This is a genomic window from Streptococcus sobrinus DSM 20742 = ATCC 33478 (assembly GCF_000686605.1).
Classification (GTDB): Bacteria; Bacillota; Bacilli; order Lactobacillales; family Streptococcaceae; genus Streptococcus; species Streptococcus sobrinus.
In genome coordinates this window covers 98,246-114,907 of record NZ_JMLC01000005.1, presented here as the reverse complement: position 1 = coordinate 114,907, position 16,662 = coordinate 98,246, and the positions used below count along the sequence as shown (strand labels likewise).

Sequence of the window (16,662 nt, the reverse complement as noted above, 5' to 3'; positions counted from 1 at the left end):
CTTTGTAAGCTATTTCCAAAAGAGGCTCTTAAAACCTTCACTTCAGACAGGGGAAAAGAGTTTGCCTGCTATCCTCTGGTAGAGAATTTAGGAATTTCCTTTTTCTTTGCGGACGCCTATTCATCCTGGCAGAGAGGAAGCAATGAAAACGCAAATGGCTTACTAAGAGAATATTTCCCAAAGAAAACAGATTTAGCCGCTATCTCTGATGAGGTTTTGAACAAGGCTTTATATGATATCAATCACCGACCACGAAAATGTTTAGCTTACAGAACTGCTAGTGAAGCTCTAGAGGATGAGTTCAAGTAAATGTTGCACTTATTCTTGCAATTTATTCATATTAAAATCTCCTTATCGTTTAATGACTTAAACTCCCTGCTAACCAAATAGAAAAAGCTAAAGCAGCTTTTTGAATTTTTTGAAAATTAGCACATTTATAGTAGTACTCTTCCTTAAAATTGTCAAAAACAGCTATAATTGAAAGTAGGTAATTTCCGATCCTGTTTTTGCCTAATCTGCTATAATAAAGCTTATGACTAAAAAGATTATTGCTTTAGATTTAGATGGGACACTCTTACGCAGTGATAATACCATCTCCGACTATACAGTAAATACCCTCAAGCAGGTGGCTGCACAAGGGCATCAGGTCGTCATTGTCACTGGACGACCTTATCGTATGTCCATTTCTGCATACAAGCGCCTAGGCCTAGGTGGACCCATGATTAATTTTAACGGTGCCCTGACCCATATTCCTGAAAGCAAGTGGGCCGGTGAGCTTAGCATGAAGATTGATAAAGACTTCCTCTTTGATGTTTTGGACCACTACCAGGCCTTTGAAACAGACTTCCTGGCTAGCGAATATCGCAAAAACTTCTATATTACCATGGACAATCGCCAGCTGATTCCACCGGAAATCTTTGGCGTGCCAAGAATTATTGACAAGATGGAACTCAAGCCTGAGAAAATCACGCGCGATCCCAATGCCCTGCTCATGCAGACTCATGCGGCTGACAAGTACCTCCTAGCCGATGAAATCCGCCAACACTTCGACAACCAACTGGAAGTGGACTCCTGGGGTGGCCCTCTCAATATCTTGGAATTTTCGCCCAAGGGGGTCAATAAGGCCTTTGCTCTCAAACACCTACTGGAGCGCCTGCGCAAGTCCCCTCAGGACCTGATTGCCTTTGGTGATGAACATAATGATACTGAGATGCTGGCCTATGCGGGACAAGGCTTCGCCATGAAAAATGCCAGCGATACCCTTCTTCCCTATGCCGATGCCATGACCAAATTCACTAATGAAGAAGATGGCGTTGCCAAGCAGTTGGCCCAACTGCTTCTTTAAGGCAGGCTCAACAAACAAATGACTCTTACAAGAATGCTCATAAGAATTCTATTTCTTATGGGCTTTTTTTATCCATTCCTCCCAGTTTTCTAGGGTGGGGAGGAAACAAATTTTTCGCTAGTCAAGAGACGATTTCCTCATAGCTTGAGGGCTAGGCCAGACCGAATCGGACTTCTCCGAGTCCATTTTCAATTTCCAGTCACATTTTATCCCTCTGATTTCAGAATTCTGAAAAGTTTCATCAATCCCCAAAAGGCCAGGCCTAGGGCGGGATAGCGAAAAAAGCTTGCCTGTTCTTATTAGGAGACAACATCAGTTCTAACCCGAAAAATTTCTGAACCTTGAAAATTTTTGAAAATGTATAGATTTTTCCGAAAATTACGTTTATAATAGAAGTGTTCTTGAACCCCCGATTTTAATGGCTTGTAAGGCCTTTCGGGGGAAAACTAATATCAAAAGGAGGAAAATCAAGAATGGGTATCGGTATTATTATTGCCAGCCACGGGAAGTTTGCTGAAGGTATCCACCAATCTGGCTCAATGATTTTCGGAGAGCAAGAAAAGGTCCAGGTTGTCACTTTCATGCCAAATGAAGGACCTGACGACCTCTATGGACATTTTCAGGATGCCGTCGCAAAGTTCGAGGCTGACGATGAAATCCTTGTCCTTGCTGACCTCTGGTCTGGCTCTCCCTTCAACCAAGCTAGTCGCTTGATGGAAGAAAACCCTGAGCGGAAGATAGTTATCATGACCGGTCTCAACTTGCCTATGCTAATCCAAGCCTATACTGAGCGTATGATGGCGGCGGATGCTGGGGTTGAGGCTGTTGTTGCCAACATCTACAAGGAGACAAAAGAAGGGGTTAAGATTCTTCCTCAAGATCTGACCCCTGAGCAGGAAACGACTAGCCCAGCACCTGCAGAAGCATCAGTTCCAAAAGGTAGCATTCCAGAAGGAACGGTCTTGGGAGATGGTAAGATTGACTATGTTTTAGCCCGCGTAGACACTCGTCTGCTTCACGGACAAGTTGCCACAGGTTGGACTCACTCAACTAATCCAAATCGGATTATCGTCGTCTCTGACACAGTTTGCCACGATAAACTGCGGACCAATATGATCAAGCAAGCCGCTCCAAACGGGGTTATGGTCAATGTTATTCCCATTGAAAACATGGTCAAAGCCAACAATGACCCTCGCTTCGGTGATACCAGGGCCATGCTTCTTTTTGAATCTGTTGAAGATGCCCTTGCTGCCATCAAGGCTGGGGTTGAGGTTAAAGAAATTAACCTCGGTTCTTCAGCCTATAAGGAAGGTAAGGTTAATGTTACCAAGGCCCTATCATTTGACCAAACTGACGTTGATGCCATTAAGGAATTGCAAAATCTGGGTGTGAAATTCGACGTTCGCGGTGTACCAAGTGATAGCCCTGCCAACATTGATAGCCTCATTCAGTCGGCTGAAAAGAAATTGGCCGAACAAAATTGATCTCGGAGGATAGATAAATGAATATAGTTCAAATCGTTCTAGTCGTTCTGGTTGCCTTCATCATCGGATGTAGCTCTGTTAACGACCAAATTGAAACCTACCAGCCTGTTGTGGCCTGTTCCCTTATCGGATTGGTAATGGGGAATCTAGAACTAGGTGTTATGCTGGGTGGTAGCTTGCAACTCATCACCATGGGCTGGGCTAACGTTGGTGCAGCCATGGCGCCAGATGCTTCTCTAGCAGCCGTTGCCTCTACCATTATCCTACTTCTTGGTGGTCAAGGATCCAAGGGAATCGGGACTGCCATCGGGCTTGCTGTTCCCCTAGCTGTTGCCGGTCTTGCTCTTACCATGTTCGTCCGGACAATTGCTTCCTTCATTGCCCACATCATGGACAGCCTAGCTGAGTCTGCTAATATCGCTGGTATCCAAAGATGGCACTTTATTGGTATGGCTCTGCAAGGTCTGCGGGTTGCTATTCCTGCCCTCTTGCTCATGCTCTTGCCTGCTCACATGGTTCGTGGCGGCCTAGAGTCAATCCCTAGCTGGTTGTCAGACGGTATGACTCTTGGTGGTGGTATGGTCGTAGCCGTAGGTTATGCCATGGTTATCAACATGATGTCTAGTCGTGAAGTATGGCCTTTCTTCTTCCTCGGTTTTGCCCTCGCTGCTATCAGTCAGCTCACTTTGATTAGTTTGGGTATCATCGGTGCCTGCCTAGCCCTTCTCTTCCTTGCCCTTGAAGGCAGTGGCTCCAATGGTGGTGGCTCTGGCGAAGGCGGTGGCTCTGGCGACCCACTCGGCGAAATTTTGGAAGACTTTTAATGAGGAGGAACTATAATGGCTGATAATAATAAAATTACTCTGACAAAATCAGATCGCTTTAAAACATTCATCCGCTCTTACTTCCTTTTGAGTTCTTTCAACTACGAACGGATGCAAAATGGTGGGGTGGCTTATACCTTTATCCCTGCCATCAGAAAACTCTACAAGTCTAAAGAAGACCGAGCAGCTGCCCTTAAGCGTCACTTGGAATTCTTCAATACCCACCCCTTCATGGCTAACCCAATCTTTGGGGTTACCCTAGCACTAGAAGAAGATCGTGCTAACGGAGCCAAGGTTGATGATGCTGCCATCAGTGGGGTCAAGGTTGGTATGATGGGACCTCTGGCTGGTGCCGGCGACCCCCTCTTCTGGTTTACCCTTCGTCCAATCCTTCTTTCATTGGGAGCTAGTTTGGCTGTTTCTGGTAATGTCCTAGGCCCAATTCTCTTCTATGTACTTTGGAATGTCATGGCCTTTGTTGTTAAATGGTATGGTCAAGAATTTGGTTACCGAGCAGGGACTGCCATTACCGATGACGTCTCAGGTAATCTGCTCCAACAAGTAACCCGTGGAGCTTCTATGATGGGGATGTTTGTTATCGGATCCCTTATCGAACGCTGGGTAACCATCACCTTTACCCCAGTTGTTTCTACCGTTAAACAACAGTCTGGTGCTTATATTGAATGGGATAAACTTCCTGCTGGCGTTAAGGGGATTAAAGAAGCTCTGACCCAGTACAATTTGGGCAAGGGAAAATCTCTTGATATCAACAAGGTTACCACACTTCAAGATAACTTAGATTCGTTGATTCCTGGTCTCGCAGCTCTTGGTCTGACCTTCCTGTGTATGTACCTGCTTAAGAAGAGAGTCTCTCCAATTATCATTATTTTGGGAATCTTTGTTGTAGCAATTGTAGTTCATGTCATCGGTTTAATCTAAGCGGAGACAGTCTATGGTTCAATCGCTGAATACAAAGATGGATATAACCTCTAAGGGAACTTGGTTCCGTGAAGGTCCGATTTACGGCAATATCATGGTTGGCGATCAGGCCTTTGAATTTTACAACGATACCAAGTTGCGGGATTATATTCAAATTCCTTGGACTGAAGTAACCTATGTCATTGTTGACATTTACTTTGGGGGTAGATACATCCCACGTTTTGAAATCCGTACCAAGCACAATGGGAACTTACGCTTTTCAAGTCGTAAAAGCCGTGAGACCATCAAAGCTATTCAAAAACGGATTCCTCGTGAAAGTCTGAGGAGGGCACAGGGTGTCGGAACAATTTTAAAACAACGCTTTAAAAATCTTGTCCGACTCATTGCCAAGAAAAAATAAAATCATAAGAGGGTGAGAAAATCTAAGCGGTTTTCTCACCCTCTTTTTTTGTTCAAAAGCGCTAGATAAAGGCTTCAACCTTAAGTTGACAAGGTCAGAATTGATGGCAGCAATACTTGAAAATGAAAGAATTAACGATAGAAAATGATATTTTTTGAAAATGTTTGCAGTTTTTTGAAAAAATTAGCTTGACTTTTCCCTGAAAGCGTTTTACAATTATAGTGTTCTTGACTGTCCTAATTCTATGAAGAAAAGTCTGAGGGAGAGATTTATGTGGAAGAGGGGCAACTAATAATAAAGGAGGAAATTCAAGAATGGGTATCGGTATTATTATTGCCAGCCACGGTAAATTCGCTGAAGGTATCCACCAATCTGGCTCCATGATTTTTGGTGAGCAAGAGAAGGTTCAAGTTGTAACCTTCATGCCAAACGAAGGACCTGATGATTTGTATGGACACTTCAATGATGCTATCGCACAATTTGAGGCTGACGATGAAATCCTAGTCCTAGCTGACCTTTGGTCAGGTTCACCATTTAACCAAGCTAGTCGCGTTATGGGTGAATTGAGCGATCGCAAGATGGCTATCATCACAGGACTAAACTTGCCAATGCTGATCCAAGCCTACACAGAACGCATGATGGCGGCTGATGCAGGTGTCGATCAAGTAGCGGCAAACATCATCAAGGAAGCAAAAGGTGGAATCAAGCCGCTTCCTGAAGAGCTTGACCCCGTTGAGGAAGATCCAGCAGCTACTGCTGCGGCTTCAGTTGGACAGCATCCTTCCGGCGCTATTCCAGAAGGAACTGTCATTGGAGATGGTAAGCTTAAAATCAATTTGGCACGGGTGGACACGCGTCTCCTGCACGGCCAAGTTGCGACAGGCTGGACACCTGCTTCTAAGGCTAATCGGATTATTGTTGCATCCGATGCGGTTGCTAAAGATGACTTGCGTAAGAGCTTGATTAAGCAGGCAGCACCAAATGGTGTCAAGGCCAATGTTGTTCCAATCAAGAAATTGATTGAAGCCGCTAAGGACCCTCGCTTCGGTAATACGCACGCACTGATCTTGTTTGAAACCCCACAAGAAGCTCTTGAAGCTATCGAAGGTGGCGTGCCAATCAAAGAACTTAATGTCGGTTCAATGGCTCACTCAACTGGTAAGACTGTTGTCAACAACGTTTTGTCTATGGACAAAGACGATGTGGCAACCTTTGAAAAATTGCGTGACCTGGGTGTTAAATTCGACGTGCGTAAGGTGCCAAACGATTCTAAGAAAGATTTGTTTGACCTGATTGAAAAAGCTCACATTCAATAGTTAACTTTAGAGATAGAAACGAAAGGAACTAGAATAATGTCTATTATTTCTATTATTTTGGTCCTCATCATTGCCTTTTTAGCAGGTCTTGATGGTATCTTGGACCAATTCCAATTCCACCAACCCTTGGTAGCTTGTACCTTGATTGGGTTAGCCACTGGCCACCCAACAGAAGCTATCATTCTTGGTGGTACACTACAAATGTTGGCTCTTGGTTGGGCTAACATCGGGGCTGCGGTAGCTCCCGACGTAGCGCTTGCATCTACAGCGGCTGCGGTACTTTTGGTTAAGAGTGAAAACTTCACCCAAAAAGGTATCACTATTGCCTATAGTACAGCTATCCCACTTGCTGTTGCTGGACTTGCTCTGACTATGATTGTTCGGACCCTCTCAGTTGGTATCGTCCACGGTGCCGATGCCGCTGCCAGAAAGGGTAATATCCGGGCCGTTGAACGTTCTCACTTTACAGCCCTTCTTCTGCAAGGTCTGCGTATTGCTGTGCCAATTGGACTTCTTCTCTTCTTGCCAACTGACGCTGTTAAGGGTGCCCTCAATGCCATTCCTAACTGGTTGTCAGATGGTATGCAAATCGGTGGTGGTATGGTCGTAGCCGTTGGTTACGCCATGGTTATCAACATGATGGCAAGCCGTGAAACCTGGCCATTCTTTGTCCTTGGTTTCGTCTTTGCTGCTCTTTCTAAACTTACTCTTATTGCCCTCGGTGCAATCGGTGTCGCTATTGCACTCATCTACCTCAACCTTTCAAAACAAGGTGGCAGTGGTAGTTCATCAGGCGGTAATTTCGGTGGTGGTTCAGGTGACCCTATCGGTGACATTTTGGAAAATTATTAGAAAGGAGCATCATCATGGCAGAAAGAATTCAATTATCACAATCTGACCGTCGTAAAGTTTGGTGGCGTTCCACTTTCTTGCAAGGGTCATGGAACTATGAACGGATGCAAAACTTGGGTTGGGCCTATGCCTTAATCCCAGCCATTAAGAAACTTTATAAATCTGAAGAAGAACGTTCCGCTGCTTTGGAACGGCACTTGGAATTCTTCAATACTCACCCTTACGTAGCTGCTCCAATCCTTGGGGTTACCCTCGCTTTGGAAGAAGAAAAAGCAAATGGGGCTGAAATCGATGATACCGCAATCCAAGGGGTTAAAATCGGTATGATGGGACCTTTGGCCGGTATCGGTGACCCAGTCTTCTGGTTTACAGTTCGTCCTATCTTGGGTGCCCTCGGTGCTTCGATTGCAACTTCAGGTAATATCTTGGGCCCACTCATTTTCTTCTTTGGATGGAACATCATTCGGATGGCCTTCCTTTGGTACACTCAAGAGCTGGGTTACAAGGCTGGTTCTGAAATCACTAAAGACCTCTCTGGTGGTATCCTTCAAGACATCACCAAAGGAGCATCAATCTTGGGTATGTTTATCTTGGCTGCCCTGGTTGAACGTTGGGTAAGTGTCAAGATGACGATCGACCTACAGGCTCAAAAATTGACGAACGATAATGGTCAAACATTTGTCGCTTTGCCAAAAGGATCCATTACTGGTGCAAAATTGAAGGAAGCCATTGAAGGCTTTAGCAATAACCTCAATCTTGGACAAATGAAGGCTAACTCTATTCAAATGCAGTTAGACGCATTGATTCCAGGACTTCTAGGTCTACTACTTACTCTTCTTTGTATGTGGTTGCTTAAGAAGAAGGTTTCTCCAATCGTAATGATTATCGGTCTCTTTGTTATCGGTGTTGTCTTCCACGTTATCGGAATCATGTAATTCATCTTTAACAGGACAAAAGGAGGGCTTCGGTCCTCTTTTTCTTATGGTATAATAGAAAAAAACATAAAGGTAGGAACTATGGCACAATCACTCAACAGCAAGGTCAACGTGACCACAACTGGAGTATTTTATATGGGCATGGGCAATAAGGTCGGCAAGTATATGATTGGTGACAAGGCCCTAGAGTTTTACAATGACAGTAATCCCGAGGATAATATCCAGATTCCTTGGACTTCTGTGGAAAAAATCGGGGCTAATGTCTCAGGACGTAAGGTTAGCCGACATTTCCAGGTCTTTACCAATCAAGGAAAATTCCTCTTTGCCTCCAAGGACTCGGGTAAGATTCTCAAAGCTGCTCGCGAAAAGGTTGGCAACGATAAAATCGTTCGTCTTCCTACTCTCTGGCAGAAGTTTTGGGGGAGTATCACAGGCCTCTTTAAAAAGAAAGGTTAAATCTGAGAAACTCAGCAAGATAAAAAAATTAGGCAGGATGTCTCGCCAGATTTCTGGTCTTCGTTGACTTGCCTTCTGGCTTATCAGAAGCTTTTCTTATGAGGGAGCCAAGCTATCAGAAATAGGCTGAAAATCAGACGAGCAGAAGACAAGGCTCGGTTAGAGACAGATTAGCCAACACCCCGTTTCAGGCTAGGTCAACCGACAGCCAGTCTTTACAATTAGAGGCTTTTCTTATATAATGGTGACAACGGATAAGTAGGTGGGCTCGCCTTTTCCAGAAAGTCTGCGGGTGCTGCGAGCAGATAAAGAGGCTGACTGAAATTCTACCGTTTATCACTCAATTACATAGCAATCAAGTGCACAGCAAGTGAAGCTGGATAAAACCAGCAGTTAACATACTGTGCTTTTTTCATAGCTAAGGGATTGTGATGATTAAGATTATCGTTCACGCATTTGTAGAAACTGAAGAAACTGTTGTAGAGATGCTCTTTACCTCAGCCAATGAGCAATCTGTGCTTGCAAAGATGACCGACTTTCAAAAGATTTATCCTGCGGACTTCCTAGCTATCTATGATCTACCGTTTGAATGCGGCTTGGCTGATTTGCCTCATCATCCTGTTTGTAGCCATCAGCAAGGACGATTTAAAGTAAGCTATCTCAGTTACTTTATTTATCTATTTGGAGGAACTGAGGTTAGATATTAAACACATTTGTAATGACTTTGATGCTGTGGCCAGTTTCCTTGCCAACCGCGGTGTCGCCGAGAGGATTTCAGGGTTATTAACCAAGGCACGCTGATGACGCTCAACCTTTGATACACCTGATAAGGTCAGCAGCATTTCAACATTGCTGACAGCTGTCTGACGAACAATCAGGTTATAGGACTGAAAGATCGTGATTACGATAAGCATCCCAATCACGGTCTTTAAATTCTTTAGTTGACTTCCCATTAATAACCAAGTCCCCGCTGGGGTATTGTCAAGGTCGCCAATAATATTGAGCATGGTGGTCTTTCTGGAACCTGATTGCCCTAGGATAGATACGAATTCATTGCTTCTAAAATTGATGGAAATATCATCCAAGGCTTTCTTTTTTTTACTGCCTGTTTGATAGATCTTGCTGATGCGTTTTAAATATAATATGAATTTTCCTTTCTTCAATAACTCATAAGCAGCTCAAATCTTATTGGCCAGTTTATCTAAAAAGGCCTGCCGCTGCTCGGCTGTAGAAACGCCTATATTACCGAAATTAAGCCATTTTCTGCGGCTAGCACCTATGGCCTTGAAGGTGTGCCCCAGCATAGCTTTTTTAATGACATTGCCACAAAAGAGCTTGAGGTAAAAGGTCGGAGCCGCTGATGTCGTCAGAACAAGTACCTCGCGAATATTGGTCAGCCGGCCGACCAAGCGACGGGTCTTAGTCTCTTGGTAAATCTTGTTCTTTAAAAAGACCTTATCTTCAAAGCCTTTGACAATAGCAGGCATATCAGCCCACCAGACAGGAAAGATCATGATAAGCCGACTGCAGGCTGCCAGAGCTTCTTGATACTTGAAGACCAGCGGATCAAGAGCCTGTCCTTTATTAAACAGTGCCAGCTCCTCCTTGCTGTAGGCTGGGTTGAAACCATCTTCATACAGATCAATTACCTCGTAAGGAGAAGCCTTTTGTACCAAAAGTGCTTCAACCTGCTGCAAAATCGCATGGTTAAAGCTTTTTTCATAGGGATGTGCATAAATAATCAGTGTCTTAGTCATAGCGGTAACCTCCTAATATATCTTCAAAGAGAGAACGATAGACAGCTTCGTCAAACGTTTCCACCCCGCTCGAAATGAAATGGCCATAGCCCGAGATAAAAGCATTCAGCTTAAGCAAGAGACGCTGCTTTTCTTCAGCATCAGCAATAGGCAAGGTTTCAATATAGGCCACTGCCCGCTCTCCAACGGCAAGTAAAAGACCTTGCCGGTAGGTTTTGATAGCTACCGGATTAAAGAAGAGAAAGTCCATCATCTTGGTATCGCTTTCATACTCAGACAGGAAGAAAAGGCCAATGGTCCAAAGCCCGTCCAACGGACTCTCGATCTGACTCAGATAAGCCGCCTGCCACCGCTCATCCTGCCGCTTGGACTCCAGCAGCCAAGCCTGGTAATAAAGTTCTTCCTTATCCTTAAAGGCCTTATAAAAGGCTCCTGTCGTCACATTCAGCTGCGCGGTCAGCTGCCGCAGGGTGATATTCTGATAACCCTGCTGACGAATCAAAGTAAGCGTCTGCTCCAAAATGCGGTCGTGTGTGCTCTCTTTTTTCATGGAAAGCCTTCCCTTTCTATAGATAACAACGTTATCTATAAGATTAGTGTCAGGATAACATAGTTATATTTTGCAGTCAAGCAAAACAGTCACGCTCACATTTACATTTTTCCCAAAATCAGGTATAATAATCGCAACGGATAAGTAGGTGAGCTTACCTTTTCCAGAAAGTCTGCGGTGGCTGCGAGCAGATAGAGGGGCTGATTGAAATTCTACCGTTTAATTACCTAATTTAATAGCAATCAAGTGCACAGCAAGTGAAGTTGGATGGAACCGTGCCCCAGGCACTCCAACGAAAACTTGGCTGTGTTTTATTTTTAGAAAGAAGGATCTATGTTAGATTTAAAACGTATCCGCCAAAATTTTGACGATGTGGCTAAAAACTTGGCCAATCGCGGTGTCAAGGCAGAGACTCTGGACCAGCTCAAGGAACTGGACGTTAAACGCCGCGACCTCTTGGTCAAATCCGAAGAACTCAAGGCTCACCGCAATGTTGCTTCTACTGCTATTGCCCAGGCCAAACGCAATAAAGAAGATGCTTCTGAACAAATTGCTGAAATGCAAAAGGTCTCCAGCCAAATCAAGAACCTAGATGCCCAACTGGCTGAGGTTGATCAAGAACTCAATGACATCGTAGTTACCCTGCCTAATATGCCTCACGCTGATGTCCCCGTTGGAGCTGACGAGGACGACAATGTCGAAGTCCGCCGCTGGGGAACTCCCCGCAAGTTTGACTTTGATGTCAAGCCCCATTGGGACTTGGGAGAAGACCTGGATATTCTTGACTGGGAACGCGGTGCTAAGGTGACTGGTTCGCGCTTTCTCTTCTACAAAGGCCTAGGGGCTCGTTTGGAAAGGGCCATCTACAACTTTATGTTGGACGAGCATGCCAAGGAAGGCTACACCGAAGTCATCCCCCCTTACATGGTCAACCATGATTCTATGTTTGGTACTGGTCAATATCCAAAATTCAAGGAAGATACCTTCGAATTGGCCGATTCTGACTATGTTCTCATCCCAACTGCTGAAGTTCCTCTCACCAACTACTACCGCGGAGAAATCATTGACGGTAAGGATATGCCGGTTTACTTCACAGCTATGAGTCCATCCTTCCGCTCCGAAGCTGGTTCTGCTGGTCGTGATACCCGAGGCCTGATTCGTCTCCACCAATTCCACAAGGTTGAAATGGTCAAGTTCGCAAAACCTGAGACCTCCTATGACGAATTGGAGAAAATGACTGCCAATGCCGAAAATATCCTGCAAAAACTAGACCTGCCCTACCGCGTTATTACCCTCTGTACCGGCGATATGGGCTTCTCTGCTGCTAAGACCTACGATGTGGAAGTTTGGATTCCCGCCCAAAATACCTACCGGGAAATTTCTTCCTGTTCAAATTGTGAAGATTTCCAAGCCCGTCGGGCCCAAATCCGTTACCGTGATGAGGCCGACGGTAAGGTTAAACTCCTCCACACCCTCAACGGTTCTGGCCTAGCTGTCGGCCGGACGGTTGCGGCTATCCTAGAAAACTACCAAAATGAAGATGGCTCTATCACTATTCCAGAAGCCCTTCGTCCATACATGGGTGGCCTCGAAGTTATCAAGGCCGACTAAGAACCTCCTGAAAGAAAGGTAGAAAAGAAGCGAGAGTCCTAGCCCATAAAAGGTCAGGAGCCGTAGATAAACTCCACAGCAATCACCTACTTTCTCAGCGAAATTCAGGAACCGCAGGACAATTTGCTCAGCTACAAGATAAGCTAAAAGCCAAGCAAGAGAAATTTTGCTTGGCTTTTTAGCTTTAAGATTTTGTGATTTGATAGTAGGGCAGGAGACGGTCAAAGTCCTTAGCCAGCTGAGAGACCAGGGCTCCCTTTGAACCTGATGTCTCAATGGGAATATCTGCCTTAACCAAGACCTTCCGAACCTCCCCTTGATTTAGGGCCTCTTTCAGGGCTTGACGATTGTCTTCGCCTCCTTCAACTCGACGACTCTGTCCATCCTTTTGCACCCAATAATAGAGACCTTCTTCAAGCGGTAGGTCCAAGACCTTGGCCTGCTTGGCCAGAGTTTGGTCAGACTTCTTACGTTCGATAAAACTGACCTCCACCGAAATGCCAAAGTCATCCTCTTGACCGTAGAGACGAATGGCTAGGGCGACATCTTCTAAACTATCGGAGGGCAGACGATAATAGCACCAGAAATGAGGCCGACAGATCTGAGCCTGATTCATCCATTGACTGACCCGCTCAGGCTCAAAAGGAGCCACCCGCTCAGCCAGTTCCTGACTGATTTCAGCAAATTCCTGGCGGGCAGTCTGAGCTTGAGATCGCAATTCCTGCATAAAAGAGGCTTGCTCCCCAGCCTTCTCAGGTTTGAGGTACTTGACACCTTGGTTGGATAAATAATCATTAACAGCTTTTAACATGGCTCCATTATAGCACTCGAGAATGAAAAAAGCACTTGACTAAAATCAAGTGCCTTCGTTTTCTCTTAGTATTTTCTAAAGCGTTGGTAGCGGTTCTCCAGCAATTGGTCTAGCGGAAGTTTGCTGAGCTGGGCCAGTTCTTCAATGAGACTGGTCTTGATATTTTCGACAATCTCACTGGTAAAGTAGCCATGCTCGGGGATAACCTTGTCAATAACTTCCATATTGTAGAGTTCACCGGCCGTCAGCTTCATCAACTCAGCAGCTTCGGTTGCCCGAGAGCCATCCTTCCAGAGAATAGAAGCGAAACCTTCTGGGCTGAGGATGGCATAGATGGTGTGCTCCAGCATCCAGACCTTATCGGCAACTGCCAAGGCCAGAGCTCCGCCAGAGCCCCCTTCACCAATGATGATGGCGATGATAGGCACCTTGAGGTCACTCATTTCCATCAGATTTTTGGCAATGGCTTCCCCCTGCCCCCTTTCTTCGGCACCGATACCTGGATAAGCACCAGCTGTATTGATAAAGGTCACAACGGGACGGCCAAACTTCTCAGCCTGCTTCATGAGGCGAAGAGCCTTGCGGTAGCCATCTGGATTGGGTTGGCCAAAGTTACGGTTGAGGTTGTCTTGGAGATTTTTCCCCTTTTGGATACCTACAACGGTTACCGGACGCCCATTTAAGGTCGCAAGGCCACCAACAACAGCCCCATCATCGGCAAAATGGCGGTCGCCATGCAGTTCAAAGAAATCGTCAAAAATTTCCTTGGCATAATCTAGGGTTGTCATGCGTGCTTGATCGCGGGCTTCTTTTAAAATACGAGCTACATCACTCATTTGGCACCTCCATGAAAGGCTAATAATTTAGCAATGGTTGCCTTCATATCTGGCCGTTTGACAATGGCATCAACAAAGCCGTGCTCCAAGAGGAATTCAGCCTTTTGGAAACCATCCGGCAGGGTTTGGCGAACTGTCGTCTCAATCACGCGACGACCAGCAAAACCAACCAAGGTCTGCGGTTCAGCGATGATGATGTCCCCTTCCATGGCAAAGGAAGCGGTAACCCCACCAGTTGTTGGGTCAGTCAGAACCGTCAGGTAAAAGAGGCCAGCATTAGAATGGCGTTTAACCGCTGCTGAAATCTTAGCCATCTGCATAAGACTCATAATTCCTTCTTGCATTCGTGCTCCACCCGAAGCCGTGAAAATGACAACTGGCAACTTGTGTTCGGTTGCATATTCGAAGAGTCGGGTAATTTTTTCCCCAACAACCGTCCCCATGGAAGCCATGATAAAGTTAGAGTCCATGATAGCTAGGGCCAAATCTTGCCCCCCAATCTGAGCAGTCCCAGTCATAACAGCTTCATCAAGGCCAGTTTTTTCCTTGGCAGCTGCTAACTTATCCTTGTAGCCTGGGAAGTTAAGGGGGTCCTTACTGTCAATCCCCGTGAACATTTCCTTAAAGCTATCCTGGTCAACGGTCAAAGCGAGACGCTCTGGAGCTGAGATGCGGAAGTTGTAACCACAGGCTGGGCACATCTTTTCAGCCCCCAGGTCCTTCTGGTAGATGACATGCTTACAGCCAGGACATTTGGCAAAAAGCTCGTCTGGAACCTCTGGTTTAGCCTTCTCAGGTGTTCTTGTGGACCGATTAGGATTAATTCGGATGTATTTATCTTTTCTTTTAAATAAAGCCATAATATCTCCTAATCCTCTTGGTTATAGGCTGGTAAGAATTTCTCCATCAAGAATGCCGTATCGTAATCTCCAGCAATGACATTTTCATCAGAAATCAAATCTAATTGGAAGTCGGCATTGGTTAGGACGCCATCAATTTCCAATTCGTAGAGGGCCCGTTGCATCTTCATCAAGGCATCGAAACGATTTTCCCCGTGAACAATGATTTTGGCAATCATACTATCGTAGTAAGGTGGAATGGTGTAACCATGATAGACGGCCGAATCCACCCGCATGCCAACGCCACCAGCAGGCAGGTAGAGATCGGTAATCTTACCTGGGCTTGGGGCAAAGTTGAACTTAGGATTTTCAGCATTAATCCGACATTCGATGGCATGGCCCGTGATTTTAATTTCTTCTTGACTGTAAGAGAGTTCTTGACCATTTGCGACCTTGATTTGTTCCTTGACCAAATCAACGTTGGTAACAAATTCGGTGACGGGATGTTCCACCTGAATTCGGGTATTCATTTCCATAAAGTAGAAATTACCAGAGGCCTCATCCAGCAAGAACTCAATGGTGCCGGCATTTTCATAGCCGACAGCCTTGGCGGCCCGCACAGCAGCATCACCCATCTTGGTCCGCAGGCTAGCGCCGATAGCGATAGAGGGGCTTTCTTCCAGCACCTTCTGATTATTACGTTGCAATGAGCAATCCCGCTCTCCTAGGTGGATAACATTGCCATGGCTATCTCCCAAGATTTGCACTTCAATATGACGGGCTGGGTAGATAACTTTTTCGATATACATGGCTCCATTACCAAAGGCGGCCAGGGCTTCTTGAGAGGCCGATTCAAAGGCGGGAACTAGATCATCAGCCTTTTCGACCTTGCGAATCCCTTTACCACCACCACCGGCAGAGGCCTTAAGCATGACAGGGTAACCAATCTCGTCAGCAACCTTGAGGGCATCCTCAGCAGTCATGACCTCGCCAGCTGAGCCAGGAATGACTGGAACTTGGGCCTTAATCATTTCCGAGCGGGCATTAATTTTATCACCCATCTTGTCCATAATGGCCCCAGAAGGACCGATGAATTTAATATTCATCTCCTCACACATGGTGGCGAACTTGGAATTTTCACTCAGGAAGCCAAAACCAGGGTGAATAGCTTCTGCCCCAGTAACAATGGCTGCAGAGAGGACAGCATTCATATTGAGATAAGAATCTGTCGAACGGGCTGGACCAACACAGACAGCCTCATCAGCCAAGAGGACATGGAGGGACTCCCTGTCCGCTTCTGAGTAGACGGCAACCGTTTCTACACCCAATTCACGAGCTGCTCGAATGATACGCACGGCGATTTCACCACGATTGGCAATCAAAATTTTCTTAAACATATTCTGCCTTTCAGTCATTCAAAACTCGCTGGTAAAGGTCAATGAAAATCAATACAAGCTAGAGAGGCGTGAGACTCTAGGCTACCAGAGGTCAGCTAGCAAGTCGTAGTTCCTAGCTTCGCCGGCAGGACCTCCCCAGAAGCTCAACTAGGCCGACTAGAGCATGGGAAATTTGAAACATGAGCCAAACTCTAATACTGCCTTTCAGAAGTCTGTCCTAGCAGGCTTGCTAGCAAGGGACGGCCTGTTTTACCTCTTATATCTTTTGTGATTTTCAAAGAAAAAGGAACAAGCTGGCCAGGGCTTTCCG

General features: G+C 45.7%; 19 protein-coding genes. 12 read left to right on the top strand and 7 right to left on the bottom strand.

Annotated features, from left to right (window positions below; all coding sequences use genetic code 11):
• The 11 genes from BS63_RS0103880 to BS63_RS0103830 form a co-directional block, all read left to right on the top strand.
• Positions 1 to 309: IS30 family transposase (locus tag BS63_RS0103880; RefSeq protein WP_028798443.1), on the top strand; the 309-nt coding region annotated here is incomplete at its 5' end.
• Positions 310 to 532: 223 nt separating this feature from the next.
• Complete coding sequence (locus BS63_RS0103875; protein ID WP_002963089.1) at positions 533 to 1,345, top strand: Cof-type HAD-IIB family hydrolase; 813 nt, start codon at positions 533 to 535, stop codon at positions 1,343 to 1,345.
• Positions 1,346 to 1,818: 473 nt separating this feature from the next.
• A complete protein-coding gene (locus tag BS63_RS0103870; RefSeq protein ID WP_019780513.1) occupies positions 1,819 to 2,829 on the top strand; it encodes a PTS sugar transporter subunit IIB in 1,011 nt (336 codons plus the stop codon).
• A 17-nt stretch (positions 2,830 to 2,846) separates the two neighbouring features.
• A complete protein-coding gene (locus tag BS63_RS0103865) occupies positions 2,847 to 3,653 on the top strand; it encodes a PTS mannose/fructose/sorbose transporter subunit IIC (RefSeq protein ID WP_002963190.1) in 807 nt (268 codons plus the stop codon).
• A 15-nt stretch (positions 3,654 to 3,668) separates the two neighbouring features.
• Positions 3,669 to 4,592 carry a PTS system mannose/fructose/sorbose family transporter subunit IID gene (locus BS63_RS0103860; RefSeq protein ID WP_002963191.1) on the top strand — a complete coding sequence of 308 codons (924 nt, stop codon included), beginning with the start codon at positions 3,669 to 3,671 and terminating at the stop codon, positions 4,590 to 4,592.
• A gap of 13 nt (positions 4,593 to 4,605) precedes the next feature.
• Complete coding sequence (locus BS63_RS0103855; RefSeq protein ID WP_002963193.1) at positions 4,606 to 4,992, top strand: DUF956 family protein; 387 nt, start codon at positions 4,606 to 4,608, stop codon at positions 4,990 to 4,992.
• A 314-nt stretch (positions 4,993 to 5,306) separates the two neighbouring features.
• The gene (locus BS63_RS0103850) at positions 5,307 to 6,308 is read left to right on the top strand and encodes a PTS sugar transporter subunit IIB (protein ID WP_028798442.1); all 1,002 of its coding nucleotides are present in this window, start codon (positions 5,307 to 5,309) and stop codon (positions 6,306 to 6,308) included.
• A 36-nt stretch (positions 6,309 to 6,344) separates the two neighbouring features.
• Entirely contained in the window at positions 6,345 to 7,160 is an 816-nt protein-coding gene (locus BS63_RS0103845) for a PTS mannose/fructose/sorbose transporter subunit IIC (protein WP_019769395.1), read from the top strand.
• Between the two features lie 14 nt (positions 7,161 to 7,174).
• Complete coding sequence (locus tag BS63_RS0103840) at positions 7,175 to 8,095, top strand: PTS system mannose/fructose/sorbose family transporter subunit IID (RefSeq protein ID WP_002961489.1); 921 nt, start codon at positions 7,175 to 7,177, stop codon at positions 8,093 to 8,095.
• Between the two features lie 81 nt (positions 8,096 to 8,176).
• Complete coding sequence (locus BS63_RS0103835) at positions 8,177 to 8,551, top strand: DUF956 family protein (protein WP_002961487.1); 375 nt, start codon at positions 8,177 to 8,179, stop codon at positions 8,549 to 8,551.
• A 431-nt stretch (positions 8,552 to 8,982) separates the two neighbouring features.
• Complete coding sequence (locus BS63_RS0103830) at positions 8,983 to 9,258, top strand: hypothetical protein (protein ID WP_002961485.1); 276 nt, start codon at positions 8,983 to 8,985, stop codon at positions 9,256 to 9,258.
• Here BS63_RS0103830 and BS63_RS0103825 read toward each other — a convergent pair.
• Genes BS63_RS0103825 through BS63_RS0103815 form a run of 3 tightly spaced genes read right to left on the bottom strand, consistent with a single transcriptional unit; the run spans position 9,229 to position 10,858 of the window.
• On the bottom strand, positions 9,229 to 9,714 hold the full coding sequence (locus BS63_RS0103825; RefSeq protein WP_002961483.1) for an ATP-binding cassette domain-containing protein: 486 nt from the start codon (positions 9,712 to 9,714) through the stop codon (positions 9,229 to 9,231). The genes BS63_RS0103830 and BS63_RS0103825 overlap by 30 nt on opposite strands.
• A 15-nt stretch (positions 9,715 to 9,729) precedes the next feature.
• A complete protein-coding gene (locus BS63_RS0103820; protein ID WP_002961481.1) occupies positions 9,730 to 10,308 on the bottom strand; it encodes an NAD(P)H-dependent oxidoreductase in 579 nt (192 codons plus the stop codon).
• A complete protein-coding gene (locus BS63_RS0103815; protein ID WP_002961479.1) occupies positions 10,301 to 10,858 on the bottom strand; it encodes a TetR/AcrR family transcriptional regulator in 558 nt (185 codons plus the stop codon). Before BS63_RS0103815 ends, BS63_RS0103820 begins: the two co-directional genes overlap by 8 nt.
• Positions 10,859 to 11,191: 333 nt before the next feature.
• Here BS63_RS0103815 and serS point away from each other — a divergent pair, with 333 nt between their 5' ends.
• A complete protein-coding gene (gene serS, locus BS63_RS0103810; protein WP_002961478.1) occupies positions 11,192 to 12,469 on the top strand; it encodes a serine--tRNA ligase in 1,278 nt (425 codons plus the stop codon).
• A 184-nt stretch (positions 12,470 to 12,653) separates the two neighbouring features.
• On the opposite strand, the gene BS63_RS0103805 is transcribed toward serS, so the two are convergent.
• The 4 genes from BS63_RS0103805 to BS63_RS0103790 form a co-directional block, all read right to left on the bottom strand.
• Positions 12,654 to 13,280 carry a hypothetical protein gene (locus tag BS63_RS0103805; RefSeq protein ID WP_019775164.1) on the bottom strand — a complete coding sequence of 209 codons (627 nt, stop codon included), beginning with the start codon at positions 13,278 to 13,280 and terminating at the stop codon, positions 12,654 to 12,656.
• A 65-nt stretch (positions 13,281 to 13,345) separates the two neighbouring features.
• The gene (locus BS63_RS0103800; RefSeq protein WP_002961474.1) at positions 13,346 to 14,116 is read right to left on the bottom strand and encodes an acetyl-CoA carboxylase carboxyl transferase subunit alpha; all 771 of its coding nucleotides are present in this window, start codon (positions 14,114 to 14,116) and stop codon (positions 13,346 to 13,348) included.
• Entirely contained in the window at positions 14,113 to 14,976 is an 864-nt protein-coding gene (accD, locus tag BS63_RS0103795) for an acetyl-CoA carboxylase, carboxyltransferase subunit beta (protein ID WP_002961472.1), read from the bottom strand. Before accD ends, BS63_RS0103800 begins: the two co-directional genes overlap by 4 nt.
• A gap of 8 nt (positions 14,977 to 14,984) precedes the next feature.
• Positions 14,985 to 16,352, bottom strand: a complete 1,368-nt coding sequence (locus BS63_RS0103790) for an acetyl-CoA carboxylase biotin carboxylase subunit (protein WP_019770620.1) — start codon at positions 16,350 to 16,352, stop codon at positions 14,985 to 14,987.
• Positions 16,353 to 16,662 lie beyond the last annotated feature (310 nt).

What these genes read in the sequence shown, in the direction of transcription:
- BS63_RS0103835 (WP_002961487.1), top strand. Translation starts at nt 8,177, where the DNA reads ATGGCACAATCACTCAACAGCAAGGTCAACGTGACCACAACTGGAGTA.
- BS63_RS0103840 (WP_002961489.1), top strand. Translation starts at nt 7,175, where the DNA reads ATGGCAGAAAGAATTCAATTATCACAATCTGACCGTCGTAAAGTTTGG.
- BS63_RS0103815 (WP_002961479.1), bottom strand. Translation starts at nt 10,858, where the DNA reads ATGAAAAAAGAGAGCACACACGACCGCATTTTGGAGCAGACGCTTACT.
- BS63_RS0103800 (WP_002961474.1), bottom strand. Translation starts at nt 14,116, where the DNA reads ATGAGTGATGTAGCTCGTATTTTAAAAGAAGCCCGCGATCAAGCACGC.
- BS63_RS0103855 (WP_002963193.1), top strand. Translation starts at nt 4,606, where the DNA reads ATGGTTCAATCGCTGAATACAAAGATGGATATAACCTCTAAGGGAACT.
- accD (WP_002961472.1), bottom strand. Translation starts at nt 14,976, where the DNA reads ATGGCTTTATTTAAAAGAAAAGATAAATACATCCGAATTAATCCTAAT.
- BS63_RS0103790 (WP_019770620.1), bottom strand. Translation starts at nt 16,352, where the DNA reads ATGTTTAAGAAAATTTTGATTGCCAATCGTGGTGAAATCGCCGTGCGT.
- BS63_RS0103875 (WP_002963089.1), top strand. Translation starts at nt 533, where the DNA reads ATGACTAAAAAGATTATTGCTTTAGATTTAGATGGGACACTCTTACGC.
- BS63_RS0103830 (WP_002961485.1), top strand. Translation starts at nt 8,983, where the DNA reads ATGATTAAGATTATCGTTCACGCATTTGTAGAAACTGAAGAAACTGTT.
- BS63_RS0103860 (WP_002963191.1), top strand. Translation starts at nt 3,669, where the DNA reads ATGGCTGATAATAATAAAATTACTCTGACAAAATCAGATCGCTTTAAA.
- BS63_RS0103820 (WP_002961481.1), bottom strand. Translation starts at nt 10,308, where the DNA reads ATGACTAAGACACTGATTATTTATGCACATCCCTATGAAAAAAGCTTT.
- BS63_RS0103870 (WP_019780513.1), top strand. Translation starts at nt 1,819, where the DNA reads ATGGGTATCGGTATTATTATTGCCAGCCACGGGAAGTTTGCTGAAGGT.
- serS (WP_002961478.1), top strand. Translation starts at nt 11,192, where the DNA reads ATGTTAGATTTAAAACGTATCCGCCAAAATTTTGACGATGTGGCTAAA.
- BS63_RS0103850 (WP_028798442.1), top strand. Translation starts at nt 5,307, where the DNA reads ATGGGTATCGGTATTATTATTGCCAGCCACGGTAAATTCGCTGAAGGT.
- BS63_RS0103845 (WP_019769395.1), top strand. Translation starts at nt 6,345, where the DNA reads ATGTCTATTATTTCTATTATTTTGGTCCTCATCATTGCCTTTTTAGCA.
- BS63_RS0103805 (WP_019775164.1), bottom strand. Translation starts at nt 13,280, where the DNA reads ATGTTAAAAGCTGTTAATGATTATTTATCCAACCAAGGTGTCAAGTAC.
- BS63_RS0103865 (WP_002963190.1), top strand. Translation starts at nt 2,847, where the DNA reads ATGAATATAGTTCAAATCGTTCTAGTCGTTCTGGTTGCCTTCATCATC.